Below are 17,505 nucleotides of genomic sequence, written 5' to 3'. Positions count from 1 at the left end.
TCCTTTTCTAAATTAAGCCTGCCGCTTGTGGAAGGCCAAGTGATAAGAATGGAATATAGGTTACAAGTATGAGACCTATAAGTATTCCTACATAGAACTTAATCATGTATGGCATAACTTCTGCAAGGGTTGTATCTCCCACCTTTATTGCTACGAATAGAGTGTTTCCTACTGGAGGAGTAATATTTCCTATACATAGGTTATATACAAGGATTAGTCCAAAGTGTACTGGGTGCATTCCAAACTCTGTTACTATCGGTAAAAATAGTGGAGTAAAGATTAAGATTGCTGGTGTTACATCCATAAATGTTCCTGCTATAAGTAGAATTACATTTATGATTAAAAGGATTATATATTTGTTGTCTGTTATTGAAAGTAGGGCATTTCCAATCATTTGTGGAATTCCTGTAAATGCCATTACCCAAGAAAGTATATTTGATACTCCTATAAGAAATACTACAATACCACTCATTTTTGCAGACTCTACTAAGATATTCCATACCTTTTTAAGATTTAGATTTTTGTAAATAAAACCAAGGATTAATGAATAAAGCACTGATACAGCAGAGCCTTCTGTAGCTGTAAATACTCCTGCTACAATACCTCCTATAACTACTACTATTAGTCCAAGTGAAGGAATAGCATCTATTGTTGCATGTCCTAAATTCTTCCATGAAAACTTACCTTCTGTTGATGTATAGCCTTTTTTCTTAGCTATAGCTACTGCAACTATAATACATGCTATAGTCCAGATTATTCCTGGAACATAACCACCTAAGAAAAGTGCTGCTACACTTGTACCACCTGATACTAATGAATATGTTATTAGGGCATTTGATGGAGGTATTAAAAGTCCTGATGGGGCACTTGCTCCATTTGCACTTGATGCTACTGCCTTATCATAGCCTTGTTTTTCTTCTCCATCTTTTACCATTGATCCTACTGCCGCAGCTGCTGCAGAAGCCGAACCTGAGATTGCTCCAAATAGAGCATTTGCTCCTACATTTGTAACCATCAAAGCTCCTGGTAGTTTTCCAAGAATTGCCATTACAAAGTTTACTAGCCTTTTTGCAATACCTCCCTCATTCATGAGGTTTCCTGCAAGGATAAAGAATGGAATTGCTGTTAAAGTGAAAGAACTCATCCCTACGAATGTTCTTTGGGCTGCTGTTACTACTGATATATTTAAAGGTACTGTTAAAAGTATTCCTGAAATTGCTGCTATACCTATTGAAAATGATATTGGAACTCCAAGGATTAATAATATAGCGAGTACCACAAGTATTATCGCTAGTGCTTGTCCTGCCATTATTTATCACCTCCTAGGTATTTTTCTGTTTCGCTATCTAAGGCACTTTCTGTCGAAGATTCCTCAACTGAAGATTTTTGTGTAAATACAATCTTTCCATCAACTATATCTTTTATATTAAGTATTGCATAAATCATATTAATTACACCTGTAACAAATATAGGTATATAAAAGATTCCTATTGGCACTGATAAGGAAGATGTCATTTGTCCCATAGCAAGTTTTGTTATGGAATATCCACCATAAACAAGGATTATAGCTGAGAATAAAAAGATTATAACTTCCGCAAATATCCCTACTATTTTTTGTGTATGTGGACTTCTCCTGTCCATAACTACTGGTATGTTCATATGACCTCTCTCACCTACTACAAGACTTGCTCCAAAAAGTGTGGACCAAGCGAAAAGATAGGCTGTAAGCTCTTCTGTCCATGTAGCAGAATTGTTAAGTATATATCTTGTAAATACTTGCCAAAGCACTAACACTAGCATCACAGCAAGGGTTATAGCCGATAAAATTCTCATTACATTATCTAGAAATTTTCTCATTTATTGTCCTCCTTTGCTGGATACTTTTCATTGTATTCTTTGATTTTTTCGTAATATGGTTTTAATTTTTCATTTCGTGATATTACTTCTTCTTTAAGTGGCTCAACAGCATCAGAAAAAGGCTTTTGATCAGGATAGATAAATTCTACTCCCATTTCAGCTGCTTTTTGTTTTGCATTTTCTACTGCACTCTTCCACTCTTTTCTTTGGGCCTTTGATAAAACCTCAAATCCTTCTTCAAATACTTTTCTATCTTCCTTTGGCATATTTTCAAGCCAGTCATAATTTGCTATAACTATATCTGGTACCATTTGGTGCATATCATAAGAATAGTATTTACAAATTTCACCATGACCATTATCTGTAAGGGACATCTCATTGTTTTCTGCCCCATCTATAATTCCTGATTGAAGGGCAGTGTATACTTCACCAAATCCCATAGGAGAAGCACTTGCTCCAAACATATCCATCATTTTAACGTTTGTAGGTGATTGCTGAACTCTTATTTTAAGTCCTTTTAGATCTTCAGGTTTTTCAATCCTAGTATTTTTTGTATAAAACGACCTACTTCCAGCATCAAGCCAAGTTACTCCAACAAATCCACCCTCTTTTGTAGATGAAAAAATTGGATCTGTTATAGACTTATCATCCATTACCTTATGATAAGACTCTTCTGATGCAAATAAGTATGGTAGGTTAAATATTTCATATACGTCATCAAATGTTTCTAGTATTGCATTACTTGCAACACAAATATCAATAGCTCCTGTTTGAGTTAATTGAACCATATCAGTTTGGCTACCGAGTAATTCAGAGGGAAAAACTTGGATATCATATTTATCTCCAAGCTTTCCTTCTACATACTTTTCAAATTCCAAAAGTCCAAGATGGGTTGGATGCTTTTGAGATTGATTGTGTCCTACTCTTACAATTATTTTTGATTCTTTTTCATTTGATGAACATGATGCTAATATTAATACCATTAGTAGGCTTAAAATAATTGTTTTTAGCTTCTTGTTCATTATGTCCCTCTTTTATCTTTCTATTTTCTTTTATTATTTTTATCTATTGCTTCCCATAAACCATTGATATAAGCAACTCCTAGTGCCCTATCATAAAGTCCATAACCTGCTCTTCCTTCTTCTCCCCAAATCATTCTTCCATGGTCTGGACGAAGATAGCCATCAAAACCTGCATCGTATAAGGCTTTCATTATCTCATACATATCAAGACTTCCTGCACTTGAAAGGTGAGCAGATTCATAAAATTGCTTATCTCCTGTAAACTTGATATTTCTTACGTGCATTGCACCAATCTTGCCTCTTTTTGCAAAGTCATAGATTATTTCAGGCACGTTGTTTTCTTTTCTTGATCCAAGAGATCCTGTACATATACAAAGTGTATTAGATGGACTATCTACAAGATTTACAATCTTTTCTAAATCTTCTGGTGTAGATGTGATTCTTGGAATATTAAAGATTGGCCAAGCTGGATCATCTGGGTGAACTGCCATCTTGATTCCTACTTCTTCACAAACAGGTATAATTGCTTCAAGGAAGTATTTGTAATTTTCTCTTAATTTATCTTCGTCTATGTCTTCATAAACCTTAAGAGTATCTTCAAGTTGAGATAATCTCTCAGGTTCCCAACCTGGAAGTTCAAAGTTTCCTGCTCCATCGAGGATTTCATCTACCATATCACGTGGTGAAAGTCCTTCTACCTTATCTTGATCAAAGGCTAGAGTGTTTGATCCGTCTGGCAATTCTTTCTTAAGGTCTGTTTTAACCCAGTCAAACACTGGCATGAAGTTATATATTACAGTTTTAACTCCGCAAGCTGCAACATTTCTTAGAGATTGCTTATAATTTTCTATATATTTATCTCTAGTTGGAAGTCCCATTTTTATGTCTTCGTGAACATTGATTGATTCAATAATTTCACATTCAAGACCAACTGCATGGCATTTGTCTACATATTCTTGGAATACGTCCTTTTCCCAAACTTCTCCTGCTTCCCACTCATTCATCATTACCATAACTCCAGTAACGCCTGGAATTTGAGCAACATATTCTAGTGATATAGGGTCGTCATTTCCATAGTGCCTAAATGTCATCTTCATAAGCTTTTACCTCTATTCTTATAAGTATTTTTTAAGGGTTTCTCTTACTGAACCTGGTTTTTCAGAAAGTTCTTTAAAGTATTCTTTTACCTTGTCAGCTAATCCTACCTCTTCAAGATTAAGTCCAAATATTCTTTCATTTCTTAAAAGATTATCAAGTCCCTCTGTTTCCTTGAATTCACCAAGTTTTATTCCTTCTAGGTCCTTTTGTAGTTCATCCATCAAAGGATCTGATGAAAGCTCAAACTTTTCTCCATCATCATTTACACCTAATAGATATCTTAACCATCCTGCTAAAGCTAGTGGTATATATTTTAAATCTTTAGGGTCTTTTCCTTCTTCATTTACATAAGATTTTATTGTTTCCCCAAATCTTATAGCTACTTTTTGTGAAGTATCTGTTGCTATTCTTTGTGGTGTATCTGGTATAAATCTGTTAGGAAATCTTACATTTATAACTTCATCTATAAATTCTTTAGGATCTAAGATTCCTGGATTTACAACTACTGGAAGAGCTTCATCATAGCCGATTTTTTTAATAAGACTTACAAGTTCTTCATCTTTCATCTCAGCTGAGATTGATTCATATCCTAGAACACATCCATATGTTGCAAGAACTGTATGAAGTGGGTTAAGACATGTTGTAACCTTCATTGTTTCAACCTTATTTACAGTTTCTCTATCAGCAAGATATACTCCTACCTTTGAAAAGTCAGGTCTACCATTTTTGAAGTCATCTTCCATAACTAGATATTCTGCTTCTTCACTGTTTACAAATGGTGCAATATAGGTATTTTTGCCTGTAACAACTGTATCCATCTCAGAAAAACCTAAACCTTCTACATATTCTTGAACTTCCTTTGCAGGTCTTGGGGTAATTTTATCAATCATTGTCCAAGGATAGGATACTTTTTCATTAAGGTATGTTATAAATTCATCTGAAACCTTACCATCTTCATTCCATTTATTAGCTATAAGCATTACAGAATCTTTTACCTTATCTCCATTTTTCGAACAATTATCAAGACTTAAAAGAGTAAGTTCTTTTGCATTTTTCTTAAATCTCTTGTACAAAAGATTTGTTAAAATACTCATAAGGTGTTTTGCATCTTCTGGATTATTTTCAAGATCAGCTTTTACTACGTCCATTAACTCTCCGTTTGGAGCATATAGGTTATAGCCTTTTTCTGTTATAGTAAAACTTGCAATTTGAAGATTATCATTTAAGAAGATCTCTTCAATCCTATCTTTATCTTTAAGAGTTAGGCTTTCTACAAGGTTTGCAATTAAATTTGTATCAAACTTTCCATCTTTATGAAGAGTAACTGATAAGGCAAGATTATCATGTGGTTTGTAAATTTTTTCAATAATTTCTTCATCAAATGTTTCTACTACAGAAATTCCTCTGTCAAACTCCCCAGCATTTATCATATCTTGCCCAATTCTTGCAATGTATCCTCTAAAGATATTGCCTGAACCAAATGCAAGCCATTTCGGATCTTTAATAGAATCATCTACTAACTTTTCTACATCAAAGCAAGGCTTTTTATCAACCTTTTCTTTGATTTTACTCAAATTTTCTAAATTTAGTTTCATACACTCTCCCTTTCTTTATTAAAATATAAAACCAAGCAACATCCAACTAGATATAATGCTATATCTCAATTTATAAAAATAGACTTAAGTGGCGATGTGAAAATTAGATTTTGGTATATTAAATATTAGAAGTTTATGTTAAATTTCTAACACCGCCACATTTTTCTTAAACTCCAACTTAACTTATTAGATTATTACCCAAATTTTATAAAAATTTACTTTTATTTTGCTTAAATCGTTTCTTTTTCTATAAATTTAGCCTTAATCATTTTTACTTTCTCGAAATCCTTACCAAGACCTATATCAATCAAAGTATCAACCGCTGTTTTTGCGAGTTTATCAATTCTTTGATCTATGCTAGATATTCTCTTGTGGGTGTAGTCTGTAAGTATTTCATTATCAAAACCACATATACCTATATCTTCAGGAATCCTTATCCCTTTTTCATAGAATTTTTTATAAAATTTAACTGCAATAAGGTCTACCTCAAATTGAATTACATCTACACCTTCTCTTTTGATATATGCAATAATGTCATCTATCTCCTCATCAATATCCTTGACTAAAATTTCCAAAAAATCATTTTCCGGAAAGTATGTCTTAAGCCCTTTTATAAAACCTGCTTGCTTAGTAATAGATGCACGAGTTAAAAAACCTAAGTCTCTTGATATAAGTAGAGGCTTTTTATATCCCTTTTTCTTAAAAAAGGCAAGTGATTGTTCCATTGCATCTACCTCATCACAACATACATAAGAAAGCTTATCTCCCTTAATATCACTTTTTACATTTATCATGACAATAGGGATATCCTTGCTTAGTCTAGAAAGAACATTTAGAAAGTCAAGTTCAGCATAGGTTGAACCTACGGTTATAATTCCATCAACCTTCTTTTCTCTTAGAACTTTAAGGTAATCAAGCTTTTCATCATCATAGTCTGAAGTATTGCAAAGAATAGAAACGACTTCATGTTTTTTAAGATTTCTTTCAATTTCATAGGCTGATTGGTTATCAAAATAATTTCTTATATTACCAACCATAACGCCGATGTAGTTAGTCCTACTTGAAGCAAGAGCCCTTGCTACATCATTGGGTACATAATTTAAATCTTTGATTGCCTTTTCTACCTTTTTTCGAGTTTTATCGGATACTTTTCCAGTATTATTAATAACTCTCGATACAGTAGCAACCGATACATTTGCATAATCTGCTACATCATATATGTTCATAACTACTCCTGTTAAGCACAATCTTTTGATAATATTTTTACCAATTATATGAAAATGCTTTTTTTCTATAAATATATATCAATCTGTAACCGCTTACATTTTTATGATATCAGCTATTCACTTTTATTTCAAGAGCAATCTAAGAATTTATTAAATTAATATAATTATTGATAGAAAATTACAAGTATTGCTGTAACCGCTTACATTTTCTTGTTTTTATATAAGGCCTAGGCCTTACTATTTTAATCTTCGTAAAAAGATTACTTGTTATTTAATTTCTATCCTAAAATAGGATATCATAATTTTTTATAAAATACAAGGATAAACTATTTTTGTCAAAGTAAAACTCAAAGCCTTAAATTTAAAGCTTTGAGTCTTATTTTATCATTTATTTGTAAGAATTTTATATATTTTTATATTTATTTAAATAATTAATATAAAATTCTCTCTTATTTACATAAATAAGTTAATTTTTTAATGCAGAAAAACTTTTTCAAAATTCTTAGAAAATATTTTTTCATAAATGTCTTTATTTATATCTCCATCATCAAGCAATTTCTTGAGATAATCTGCCAAAGGAAAATATTGATCTTTATTATATATATCCGTACCAAATATTAATCTATCTTGGAATTCTTTTAAAAAATCTATTCCCATGCTTTTATTTCTCATTATTGCATTTCCAGCAGAATTTGCTGACAGATCACAATAAAGATTTGAATTTTCTCTTAAAAGATCAAAGAGTCTTCCTTCTTCATTTACTATATCTTTTGGATATGAGTTTCTTTCCTCAGGACTAACATCACTATTTTTATTATACATTTCGTACCAGAATGGTTGAGAATGTCCTATTATGATTAAATCTTTATATTTTTTAAGTGATTTCTCAAGCTCTGGTAAAAGAGCTTTATCATAAATTCCATAAGAATTTCCCATTTGATGAGCCATATGAAATAAAATCGGCATCTTATTTGCCTCAGCCACTTTAAAAAGCTTTTGAATATCGAAAGATTCTATTTCTTGATTTTCTACTAGTTCTCCTATACCTATGGCACCTTTTTCTTTTTCTTCTTTAATCCTTTTATCTAAATCAGTTTCATTTAAACAAAGATTAAAGGTAGCCATATACATGAATCGATTAGGGTATTTCTTGATAATTTCTAAGACTTCTTCATTTGAGCCTTCGCCTTTCAATGAAGTAGTCATTATTACTGATACATCTATGTCCCTCTTATCCATTGACTTTATCATTTCTTCACTTGTTATTAGGTCTTGGCCATTTATCTTTCTACCTTTTATAGGAGATAAATGAACATGATCATCATACTTAATCATTACTTTCTCTTTTCGCAAGTTCATGTGATATTTTTTCACTATCTTTTGCAGTCAAATTGAACACTAGTTTAATTCCTATAAGTTCAACTATACAAGCTATAAAAGGTATGGCAGTTCCTAAAGATCTTACCGCAGTTACAACTTCATGTGATTGTGCATCTGCTCCTGATACAAATCCTATGGCTGCAAGAATTGCAGTTGCACCTGCAGACACTATGGTCGTACCAATTTTTCTTGAAAATGTATAAGTTGAGTAAAGGGTTCCATCATTTCTAGAATTAAATTTATACTCATGATAGTCTATAGCATCCCCAACAAAGGCCCAAACATAAAGTATAAAGAATGATTGACCAATATTTCCTATAGAATAAAGCAAAGCATAAAATCCTACACTTTTAATAGGTACAAAGAAAAGAAAAGCTGAAACAATTAAGTTAAATACTAAAGCTATTGAGAGTACATTTCTTTTTCCATATTTTTGACCTAATTTTGGTCCTATAAAGAATAAGGCTACAGTAATAGGAATTTGTAAAAATGTAGCAATTGTTTGCATCTTTGGAGCTTGATAAAATTCCTTATAAACGAATCCTCCAAACTGAGAGTTTCCTGTTATATAGATTAAAGAACCTATAGAAGCAAGCATTATTCCTAGAAGAGGTCTATTTTTTAGTGCTTCTTTTAATGTTTTGGTAAATGAATATCCTTCCTTTTTTTCATTGTCATAATTAGGTGATGAATATCTCTCAATTGTCAATTTATTTAATAATGTATATGAAATTAAACATCCTAGTGCTGCTATAATAGCCATTATCATGTAACCTTGTGGATTAGGATTATTTTGTTTATCCCAAATTAATAATGGTACAAGACCTAAAAATCCGAATCCTATTGCTGTACCACCTATTGCTCTAGATGCTGAGAGTTTTGATCTTTCTTCAGTTTTTTTTGTAACTACATTTGCCATAGCTCCAAAAGGCATTGATGTTCCTGTATAACTCATTCCATAAAGAATATAGAAAAAAGCTACCCAAATATGTTTAAAACTTTCTGATACTCCCCAAGAATTTATATTCATAAAACCAAAGAATATTGAGGCTGCAAGTGGCCACATAAATAACTTAATCCATGGTTTAAACTTATCTCCACTTTTACCAAGCCTCCATCTATCAGGAAATGATCCAATAATAGGGTCATTGATAGCATCGAATAATCTTGCCACTAGAAACAGTGTTGACATAAATTTAGGATCAATATTTAAAACATAGGTTGCAAATATTAAATAAAAAGCATCGAAAGTTAAGTTTACAAAACTTCCTGCCATATCTCCAAATATATAACCTAGCTGGTCTTTGACACCAAAAGGTCTATGATTTTGTTTATTTTTGTTTTTTTCCATTTTTTACCTCTAAAATTCTATCTCTCTCGCTCTATTAATAGCTCTATTTCCATCTTCTTTTGTTAACAATCCAGTCTTAATTTGGTTTTCTACACAAGATTTAAATTTATCTAAGTAGTTTTCTTTCGTTTCATAAATCTCTTTTAGTTTCTCTTTACTAAAATATTCCATTTGACCATTTGTTTCTCCAACACCAACACTCGCCTTATAATAAGCTACAGGAACTTCTATAAAAGGTGACCTTATTCCACCTAAAGCATGACCAAACTCATCTCTTTTAAATCCATTCTTATCACGTTTAAGGTCTTCGACTATAGGCGGAGTCTTTTTTTCGCTTGCCCATTCATGCATCCTATCAAATAAAGCATTTACATGATATTCAACAGGTATATTATTTAAAGTAAAATCATATTCCCCATCTAACTTTCTTCTTGGATTTTTTGTTTTTTCAATTTCACTATTTTCTGGAACAAGTGGACTTGCTGCATCTGTGTGAGCTGCTGAGCTTATTTCATAATATCTTCTTAAATTATTAGGATCATCAGAATTAGAACTTTTAGCTAGTCCTGTATCATCCATAACAAGAAAAAGATTGTAATCACATTCAGTATTTACAGTTATAACTGGAACATCGATCTTATCTTCTTTGTTTGCTCTTACAGACATCATCTTATCATTGGGGATTTGTCTTAAAGCACGAGTTAGACCACCAGAAGCTAATGAGAAATACCCATCATATAAGTTTTTTATATTATTTTCCTTATAAAAATTATGCATGTAATTTATATAAGTATTTATATATATACCAGATTGAGATTGACCTGAAAGATAAATATATTCTGGCTTATGTCCTAAAAATCCATCTAAATTCTCTTTACAAATAAGGCCTACATCTCTAATAATGTCCCAAACCAGACCTTCTTCGCACCCCTCTATTTGATCTATATCAGGATTGTTAACTGAAGGCATATTCACAACTTCGCCATTTGACCAATTTAAGCTTTTATATCTATCAAAATCAAAATTTTTTAAACTTTGAACATTTATAGGTTTTGTTGTTATGCCAACATATGTATGCTTATTTTCCAACACATTTTGGTAGTATCTTCTCCATAAATCTTCAATATCATAACCATTTGAGGCATTCATTATATCCACGTAGCATCTGTTTGAAAAATCTTTTTTTGGTCTTCTAACAATAATTCTTGTTCTATAAGCTAAGTCCTTTTTGTAGACTACAACTTTACCATCTACCAAGTCATATACATTTGCAGTATTTTCAATAAAATATTCTTCCTCTACAAATCCATACTTTTCTAAATCAAGTGGTTTTCTAACAAACTTATTTGCTGAAAACATATGACTTTTATCATTTGATTCAATAGGTCCTATTATTTTCATATTCTCTCCAATCTTGAAAATATTTTTATTTGTTACAAGTTTACGGTGACGATTTGTTTTTAATAATAAAAAATAATAAAAATTTAAAATTATAAACAATCTAAGCGTTAGTAATCGATTACGTTTTTCAAAAAAATATATCAGACCAATGGTCTTTAATTTTAAATATCAATTTATAATCGTCTATGTATTAACTTTCTTCTTGCAAGTAATATATCACATCCTTTCATAAAATAAAATATTTTTTGTTGAGTTTTTGGCAAAAGCTTACAATTAAAAGCTTTTGCCAAGTATTTTCAAATTTAGCTTTAAGGAATTTTATGAATATTTCCATTATTTTACTCTTATTTTTAAATTACCAAGCAAAAAAAGTCTACCACTCTATTCTTCCAGAGTGTTTTCCTCTTACAAAGTCTTCAACTTCTTCTCTTTCAGATAAATTATAATCACCTTTTATGGTATGCTTCAAGGCAGATGCTCTTATAGCAAATTCTACTGCATCATTTTTATCTTTACCATCTAAAAGCGAACATAAAAGACCTGCCGTATAGGAATCGCCCCCACCTATTCTTTCTTCAACTCTTACATCAATTTCATCTGTGAAGTGGGCATCTCGACCATTATAAATGCCTGCAGAAAGCCTATTATCAGTTGCTGAAAAGCTCTTTCTAATTGTTGAAGTTATGTACTTTATACCTGTTCTTTGGTAGGTTTCTTCAAACATTTTTTCAAGAGACTTTTCATTGAACACGCCCTTAAACGATGGATGGATTTCAGGAATTACTCCTATGCATAAGTCTATATATGGACTAACTTCCTCATAAAACTTAACAGCCTCATCTAGTGGCCAAAGTGTGGACCTATAGTTAAGATCAAAGGATACAAATACTCCCGCCTCTTTTGCCTTTTTTAAAGCTATTTTTGTTAGCTCCTTACAAGATTTTGAAAGTGCTGGAGTTATACCTGATATGTGAAAGATAGATGCATTTTTAAATATTTCATCAAAATCAAAATCATCGATACTTGCTTCAGCTATTGATGAATTTAGCCTATCATAGATTACATATGATGATCTTACTCCTGAGCCTTCTTCAGAATAATAAAGACCTAGCCTTTCTCCTCCAAATTTAAGGAAATCAGTATTTACACCATTTTCATCTAAAACATCCTTACATGCAAGACCTATTTCATTATCTGGAATCTTTGAAACAAACAAGGATTCATGCCCTAGATTTGCAAGAGAAATAGCAACATTGGCTTCCCCTCCACCAAAGATTGCACGAAAAGAATCAGCTTGAACCAATCTTTTATAATGTCTTGGTGTCAGTCTAAGAAGCATCTCACCCATAGTAACAACCTTTTTCATAAAACCCCTCCTTCTCTTTTAATATAATAATATATTAAATTTAAAGAATATACAAGCTATTAAATAAGGTGGCAAGAAATAAAAAAAGCTTGCATATAGTTAAATATGCAAACTTCTTATCTAAGACTCGAATGAAAGAACCGAGCAAAGAAGAGACCCAGGACCTAAGTGAACTCCAAATACTGGTGGAATTGTGAATTCTTTAAATATTTTGGCCTTTTCTATCTCTTCTCTCAATTCTTTTTTTAAATCCTTTATCTCCTTTTGACTTTCTCCTCCTGCTATAGCGAGAATATAGTCTTTTTCTTCCTTTGCCATATCTTTTATAAGCTTTACAAATTCTTTGAAAGATTTTTTCTTTCCTATTGTTTTTTTGGCAATCTTTATCTCCCCTCCATCCATTGTGAAGATAGGTGAGAAATTTACAAAACTTGCTACTTGGGCTACAGGTTTAGGAAGTCTACCTCCCTTTACAAGGTAGTCTAGAGTATCAACTCTTGCCAAGATATTTACCCTTTCTATCTCTTCCAAAACTTTTTTATAAATAGTTTCATAGTCTTCATTATTTTTTGCCTTTATAGCTGCGTTTTTTGCTACAAAATATAGGGGAATTGAAGCAATCTTGGTATTTATAATATCAATTTCTACATTTGGATTATCTATATGATCTTTGGCAAGATTCATCATATTATACATACCTGAAAGCTTTGGAGATATTGCAAAACAAAGTATCTTATTGTAACCTTCTTTAATATAGCCTTCTAATATTTCTATAAACTCTCCAACTCCTGGAATAGATGTGGTTACTTTTTTATCTGTCTTTTTAAGCTTTTTGAAAAATTCCTTTGATGTAAGATCAACCTGATCTGTAAAAGTCTCATCTCCAAAGTGGATTTTAAAGGGAATAACTCCTATATTTAATTTTTCTGCCTCATCTAAGTCTACAGAATTTCCTGAATCAACTACTATCTTTATTTTATCCATGTTTACTCTTTTCTTTTTTTCCTTTTCTATATTATCATTATTTTACCACATCTAGTATTAAATACTAGGTTTCTTTTACTTTATCCTATAAATTTTATCTATATGATGATAATAGATAAATTTAAAGGGGGTATCTCAGTATATAGATGAAGATAAAAGTTCATATCTTGTAAAAATATAGTTATAAATCACACACCTAATCCTATTAAATAATTAGATAATATCTTCGGCATAAAAGCTCTTAAAAGTTGATTTGCAGTTGAATTTTTTCATTTATTTCTATTTATAGATTATCTGGTATTATCTTATTTAAAATTATTGCCAATAAAGATGAACTTGCTATTGATGAACCTAGTATATATTGAACTATGGTTGGAAGACTTTTAATAATCTCTTCTGGCATAAGATTTAAGGCAAGTGATGTTACCAAACTTAAGATTATAATATAGGTATTTTTATTTGTAAATTCAATGTTTTTTAACATACCTATACCAGCTAAAGCAATTATACTGCTAGTTATAAGAAAAATTCCTCCTATAGCAGCTGTTGGAATAACAGTTATTAGGGCTGCAAGTTTTCCTGATAAGCCCACTAGGATTAGAATAGCTCCCACAAATTTCATTACATGTCTACTAAATATCTTACTTAAAGCTAGAACTCCAACATTAGAAGAATATCCAGTCATTGGACTTACACCTAAAAGTGATGATATAAAGTTAGATATGCCTAAACCAAGTATTCCATTATTTACCCTTTTTTCACTTAGGCTAGTATTAGTTGTTGAAGAAGTAGCTAGCCATGACCCTACCGTCTCTGTCATTATTACAAAATATAGGATTATCATGGTCAATATTGATGATGGATCAAATTTAATAGAAAAATCTACAAATGGTAGAGATGGTCTAGATATTATTGAAGCAGTTTTTATGGCATCAAAGTTATGATAACCAAAAGAAATATAGGTTAGCAATCCACAAAAAAGTGCTAACATAGCTGACCCAACTCTTAAAACTGACCCTATTTTATTGTTCTTTTCTCCTAACAGTGAAAATATAATCATAAAGACCATAGTAATTATTGCTATTATAATATTTTCTCCCATGCTAGCTTCATTTTCTATAAAAATATTAGATTTTAAGGCTAGTGGAATAAGTGATAGACCTATAGAAAATACTACACAAGCCCCAACTACAGGAGATATTAAACTTTGTAATATTCTATTAAATTGTTTGGACAATCCTAACAAAATTTGTATTATAGCTCCTACAAGACACGCTCCTACAACGTAGGACCAAGAATTATAATTTCCTCCATTAATCATATATATTCCTATAATTCCACCAACTGGAACGAAAGATGGACCATAAACAAGCGGGTATTTCATAAATAAAACAGCTTGAAGAATGGTTGTAATTCCAGAAGCCAAAAAACTCGACTGAATTAGTCTTATCTTTTGTTGATCATTAAAGGCAAGTATTGATGCTAGAATCAAAGGAACTACATAGGCATTCATTACTAAAGAATGTTCAATAGCTAGGATAATAGCCTTAGTTGTCGGTATTTTCTTTTCGATTTTTTCTTCGTTTATATCCTTAATCTGTTCTGTCATAATATCCTACTTTACTCTATTACCTTGAATCCATACTTCTTCAATATTAGTAGATTCTGCTAATAAAATAGCTTTATGAAATAAGTCTAGATTAGACTTTTCTTTATAAAAACTTGGTATATTATCATCTATCTTTATAATTTGAATATCAAAGGCATAGTCTTTTTCTAACTTTCCTACAGGAAGCTTAAGAGCTTTCCCACCGGCTAGTGTTGCAAGGTAAAAAGCATTGTTTAGGCTAAGACTAGAATCCTCTCTTCCTCTTTTCCCACTTCTTAATCTAGGATCAACCCCATCATTTAACATTCTTGATGAAATGATTGCTTGCCTTATAGCTGTATACATTGATGGGCTATATCCACCAGATATATCGGTTGCCAATCCTACATTTAAAGATTTATCAATAGCATCTTTTACTGGAAGAACCGCATTTGCAAAGTATGCATTTGAAATCGGACAAGATGCTATAGAAGAAGATCTGTCAGCTAAAAGTTTCATATCATCATCTGATAGATGACAACCATGGGCAAGTATAGTTCTATCTGTTAATAAATTAAAACTATCAAGTGCAAAACTATCATTTATTCCAAATCTTTCTTTAACATAGGAATGTTCCCAATCACTTTCACTAACATGACTTTGGATATGTATCCCTTTGTATTCTTTTGCTAATTCACCTAGTCCTTTAAGTACTTCATCTGTACATGATGGAATAAATCTTGGTGTTATTACTGGATAAACTTTTTGTTTGCAAGAATCCTTAATGGCGAGAACATCATTTATAAAATATTCTGTCTTTTTAAGGCTATCTTTAGCATTTTCATCTCTATAATAACTAGGATTACTTATCTTATCATCCATTACAACCTTTCCAACTAAAGCTCTTTGTCCAAGTCTTGCGCATATTTTAGCCAACATACTTGATGACTTCACATCAATTGTTGCAAAATACATAGCTGTTGTTGTTCCAAATTTTAGGCTTTGCTTTACAAAGTTTGTATAAACTTCACTTGCAAATTCTAAGTCCTTAAACTTACTCTCTAGGGGAAAAGTATACTTATTAAGCCAAACTTCAAGAGCTTGGTCAAGAGCACTACCTGATTGAGGCCATTGAGGTGCATGTATATGTAAGTCTATAAAACCTGGTATGATAAAATGCTTATCATCAAGAACCCTAAGTTTCCCATCCTCTACAAGTTTTTTCCTAATACTTTTATATTCAACTGAGTCTTTTTCAAAAACATCTTCTATAAATCCTTCTTCATTGACAAGAAAAATACCACTTTCAACAAATTTTACATTATCAAAGCTAGTACTATAATATGCATTAGCTTCTAGTGCAAAAGAACAATTCATAATTACCTCCCAATATATTATAAGTCTATGATATAGTGTATAGTAACTATATAGTCAAGGCTAATCATGAATTAATTGGTATTTGTATTTCTGTTATATATTTTTGGGGATTTTTTTCTAAGAAGGGATCAACGATATTTAAACAAACAAAATCTTTATTTAATTTTAGCTTATCAAATTTTCCCCTGATTTTTTTTATATAATTTGGTATTTGATTATAGGGACCCTTAAAATATGATACTAAAGATTTAGAAATTTGTATTTCTTTAAGGTAATTTCTATATTCTTCTCTTATATCTTCTTTAGAAACTAGAGCTCCAAAAATCTTATTGTAACTCTCTTTATCTTTTTTATAGGTGTAAATAACTATAGTTGGATAGTTGAAAAAAAGGTTATTGTTGTAGATGTTATCCTCATATCCCAGAGAATAATAATATCTTTTTGGTATTTCAACAATATTGAAGATATTACTTTTAGCTTCATTATTTTTTGTTTCGATAAAATCAAGCTTACTGTCAATAATAGAACTTAAGTCAATTAATCTCCTGCTTTCTTCTATTATTTCATTTCTTTTTTTATCTAAATCTTTTTTAATTAATTCCACATCATCTTCTTCAAGCATTTTTTTTATCTTTCCAATGGAAAAATCTAGATTTCTTAAAAATTTAATAAAGGAAAATTGAGAAAATTGATTATAACTATAGTATCTATATCCATTATTTATATCCACATATTCAGGCTTAAATAGTCCGACCTTGTCATAATAGATAAGAGTTTGTCTACTTACATTAAATTTCTCAGCAAATTCATTGATTGACATATATTTCATATTAACCCCTTTAATTTTAAATTATATTCCATATTCTATTAAAACAAAAAACCTAGAATTTTGTCTATTTATAATCTTAAATAAATTCCAGGTATTAATTAATAAGCTTGCAAATCCACTTATTTGAGCTTAATAAGGATTTTTAATATGAATGCAGTATAATCTTGTTTTTATTTTAAGAACTATAATCTTAGTCAAGTCCATAATATTGTGTAAAAATTACTAGTCCAATATTTACTATTTCATTCTAATATACAATTTAGAAGATATTATCCAATACTCATTGATATCAATGAGTATTGCGCCTATTAGTCTAATAGCCGATTCTTGATTTGGAAATATTCTAATCACTTTTTCACATCTTCTAACTTCTTCGTTTAGTCTTTCTAAGCAATTGGTTGATTTAAGTCTACTATTAATTACTCCATTAG

At 30.9% G+C, this 17,505-nt stretch carries 15 protein-coding genes; all 15 read right to left on the bottom strand.

What is annotated here, in order from left to right; genetic code table 11:
• Positions 1 to 7 precede the first annotated feature (7 nt).
• Positions 8 to 1,309 carry a TRAP transporter large permease gene (locus HV819_RS10535; RefSeq protein ID WP_154541492.1) on the bottom strand — a complete coding sequence of 434 codons (1,302 nt, stop codon included), beginning with the start codon at positions 1,307 to 1,309 and terminating at the stop codon, positions 8 to 10.
• Entirely contained in the window at positions 1,309 to 1,857 is a 549-nt protein-coding gene (locus HV819_RS10530; protein WP_154541490.1) for a TRAP transporter small permease, read from the bottom strand. Before HV819_RS10530 ends, HV819_RS10535 begins: the two co-directional genes overlap by 1 nt.
• The gene (locus HV819_RS10525; RefSeq protein WP_154541488.1) at positions 1,854 to 2,879 is read right to left on the bottom strand and encodes a TRAP transporter substrate-binding protein; all 1,026 of its coding nucleotides are present in this window, start codon (positions 2,877 to 2,879) and stop codon (positions 1,854 to 1,856) included. Before HV819_RS10525 ends, HV819_RS10530 begins: the two co-directional genes overlap by 4 nt.
• A gap of 20 nt (positions 2,880 to 2,899) precedes the next feature.
• Positions 2,900 to 3,976, bottom strand: a complete 1,077-nt coding sequence (gene uxuA / locus HV819_RS10520) for a mannonate dehydratase (RefSeq protein ID WP_154541486.1) — start codon at positions 3,974 to 3,976, stop codon at positions 2,900 to 2,902.
• Between the two features lie 18 nt (positions 3,977 to 3,994).
• A complete protein-coding gene (locus HV819_RS10515) occupies positions 3,995 to 5,572 on the bottom strand; it encodes a mannitol dehydrogenase family protein (RefSeq protein ID WP_154541484.1) in 1,578 nt (525 codons plus the stop codon).
• A 230-nt stretch (positions 5,573 to 5,802) separates the two neighbouring features.
• Positions 5,803 to 6,798 (bottom strand): LacI family DNA-binding transcriptional regulator, encoded by a 996-nt coding sequence (locus tag HV819_RS10510; protein WP_154541482.1) that lies wholly within the window; start codon positions 6,796 to 6,798, stop codon positions 5,803 to 5,805.
• A gap of 474 nt (positions 6,799 to 7,272) precedes the next feature.
• On the bottom strand, positions 7,273 to 8,133 hold the full coding sequence (locus HV819_RS10505) for an amidohydrolase family protein (protein ID WP_176270186.1): 861 nt from the start codon (positions 8,131 to 8,133) through the stop codon (positions 7,273 to 7,275).
• Positions 8,126 to 9,529, bottom strand: a complete 1,404-nt coding sequence (locus HV819_RS10500) for an MFS transporter (RefSeq protein WP_176270185.1) — start codon at positions 9,527 to 9,529, stop codon at positions 8,126 to 8,128. Before HV819_RS10500 ends, HV819_RS10505 begins: the two co-directional genes overlap by 8 nt.
• A 9-nt stretch (positions 9,530 to 9,538) precedes the next feature.
• Complete coding sequence (locus tag HV819_RS10495) at positions 9,539 to 10,930, bottom strand: alpha/beta hydrolase domain-containing protein (RefSeq protein ID WP_154541476.1); 1,392 nt, start codon at positions 10,928 to 10,930, stop codon at positions 9,539 to 9,541.
• 373 nt (positions 10,931 to 11,303) lie between these two features.
• Positions 11,304 to 12,296 carry a sugar kinase gene (locus tag HV819_RS10490; protein ID WP_154541474.1) on the bottom strand — a complete coding sequence of 331 codons (993 nt, stop codon included), beginning with the start codon at positions 12,294 to 12,296 and terminating at the stop codon, positions 11,304 to 11,306.
• Positions 12,297 to 12,416: 120 nt separating this feature from the next.
• On the bottom strand, positions 12,417 to 13,280 hold the full coding sequence (locus HV819_RS10485; protein WP_176270184.1) for a DegV family protein: 864 nt from the start codon (positions 13,278 to 13,280) through the stop codon (positions 12,417 to 12,419).
• Between the two features lie 283 nt (positions 13,281 to 13,563).
• Positions 13,564 to 14,889: a uracil-xanthine permease family protein gene (locus tag HV819_RS10480; RefSeq protein ID WP_176270183.1), complete on the bottom strand. Its 1,326-nt coding sequence runs from the start codon at positions 14,887 to 14,889 to the stop codon at positions 13,564 to 13,566.
• Between the two features lie 6 nt (positions 14,890 to 14,895).
• Complete coding sequence (guaD, locus tag HV819_RS10475) at positions 14,896 to 16,245, bottom strand: guanine deaminase (RefSeq protein WP_176270182.1); 1,350 nt, start codon at positions 16,243 to 16,245, stop codon at positions 14,896 to 14,898.
• Between the two features lie 64 nt (positions 16,246 to 16,309).
• Positions 16,310 to 17,074 (bottom strand): MerR family transcriptional regulator, encoded by a 765-nt coding sequence (locus HV819_RS10470; RefSeq protein ID WP_176270181.1) that lies wholly within the window; start codon positions 17,072 to 17,074, stop codon positions 16,310 to 16,312.
• Between the two features lie 237 nt (positions 17,075 to 17,311).
• Positions 17,312 to 17,505: transposase (locus HV819_RS10465; protein ID WP_176270180.1), on the bottom strand; the 194-nt coding region annotated here is incomplete at its 5' end.

Origin of the sequence: Anaerococcus faecalis, assembly GCF_013371425.1 — a bacterium.
Taxonomy (GTDB): domain Bacteria; phylum Bacillota; class Clostridia; order Tissierellales; family Peptoniphilaceae; genus Anaerococcus; species Anaerococcus porci.
The sequence above is the reverse complement of the archived record's forward strand: the minus strand, read 5'-3'. Positions and strand labels throughout refer to the sequence as shown.

What these genes read in the sequence shown, in the direction of transcription:
- HV819_RS10535 (WP_154541492.1), bottom strand. Translation starts at nt 1,309, where the DNA reads ATGGCAGGACAAGCACTAGCGATAATACTTGTGGTACTCGCTATATTA.
- HV819_RS10530 (WP_154541490.1), bottom strand. Translation starts at nt 1,857, where the DNA reads ATGAGAAAATTTCTAGATAATGTAATGAGAATTTTATCGGCTATAACC.
- HV819_RS10525 (WP_154541488.1), bottom strand. Translation starts at nt 2,879, where the DNA reads ATGAACAAGAAGCTAAAAACAATTATTTTAAGCCTACTAATGGTATTA.
- uxuA (WP_154541486.1), bottom strand. Translation starts at nt 3,976, where the DNA reads ATGAAGATGACATTTAGGCACTATGGAAATGACGACCCTATATCACTA.
- HV819_RS10515 (WP_154541484.1), bottom strand. Translation starts at nt 5,572, where the DNA reads ATGAAACTAAATTTAGAAAATTTGAGTAAAATCAAAGAAAAGGTTGAT.
- HV819_RS10510 (WP_154541482.1), bottom strand. Translation starts at nt 6,798, where the DNA reads ATGAACATATATGATGTAGCAGATTATGCAAATGTATCGGTTGCTACT.
- HV819_RS10505 (WP_176270186.1), bottom strand. Translation starts at nt 8,133, where the DNA reads ATGATTAAGTATGATGATCATGTTCATTTATCTCCTATAAAAGGTAGA.
- HV819_RS10500 (WP_176270185.1), bottom strand. Translation starts at nt 9,529, where the DNA reads ATGGAAAAAAACAAAAATAAACAAAATCATAGACCTTTTGGTGTCAAA.
- HV819_RS10495 (WP_154541476.1), bottom strand. Translation starts at nt 10,930, where the DNA reads ATGAAAATAATAGGACCTATTGAATCAAATGATAAAAGTCATATGTTT.
- HV819_RS10490 (WP_154541474.1), bottom strand. Translation starts at nt 12,296, where the DNA reads ATGAAAAAGGTTGTTACTATGGGTGAGATGCTTCTTAGACTGACACCA.
- HV819_RS10485 (WP_176270184.1), bottom strand. Translation starts at nt 13,280, where the DNA reads ATGGATAAAATAAAGATAGTAGTTGATTCAGGAAATTCTGTAGACTTA.
- HV819_RS10480 (WP_176270183.1), bottom strand. Translation starts at nt 14,889, where the DNA reads ATGACAGAACAGATTAAGGATATAAACGAAGAAAAAATCGAAAAGAAA.
- guaD (WP_176270182.1), bottom strand. Translation starts at nt 16,245, where the DNA reads ATGAATTGTTCTTTTGCACTAGAAGCTAATGCATATTATAGTACTAGC.
- HV819_RS10470 (WP_176270181.1), bottom strand. Translation starts at nt 17,074, where the DNA reads ATGAAATATATGTCAATCAATGAATTTGCTGAGAAATTTAATGTAAGT.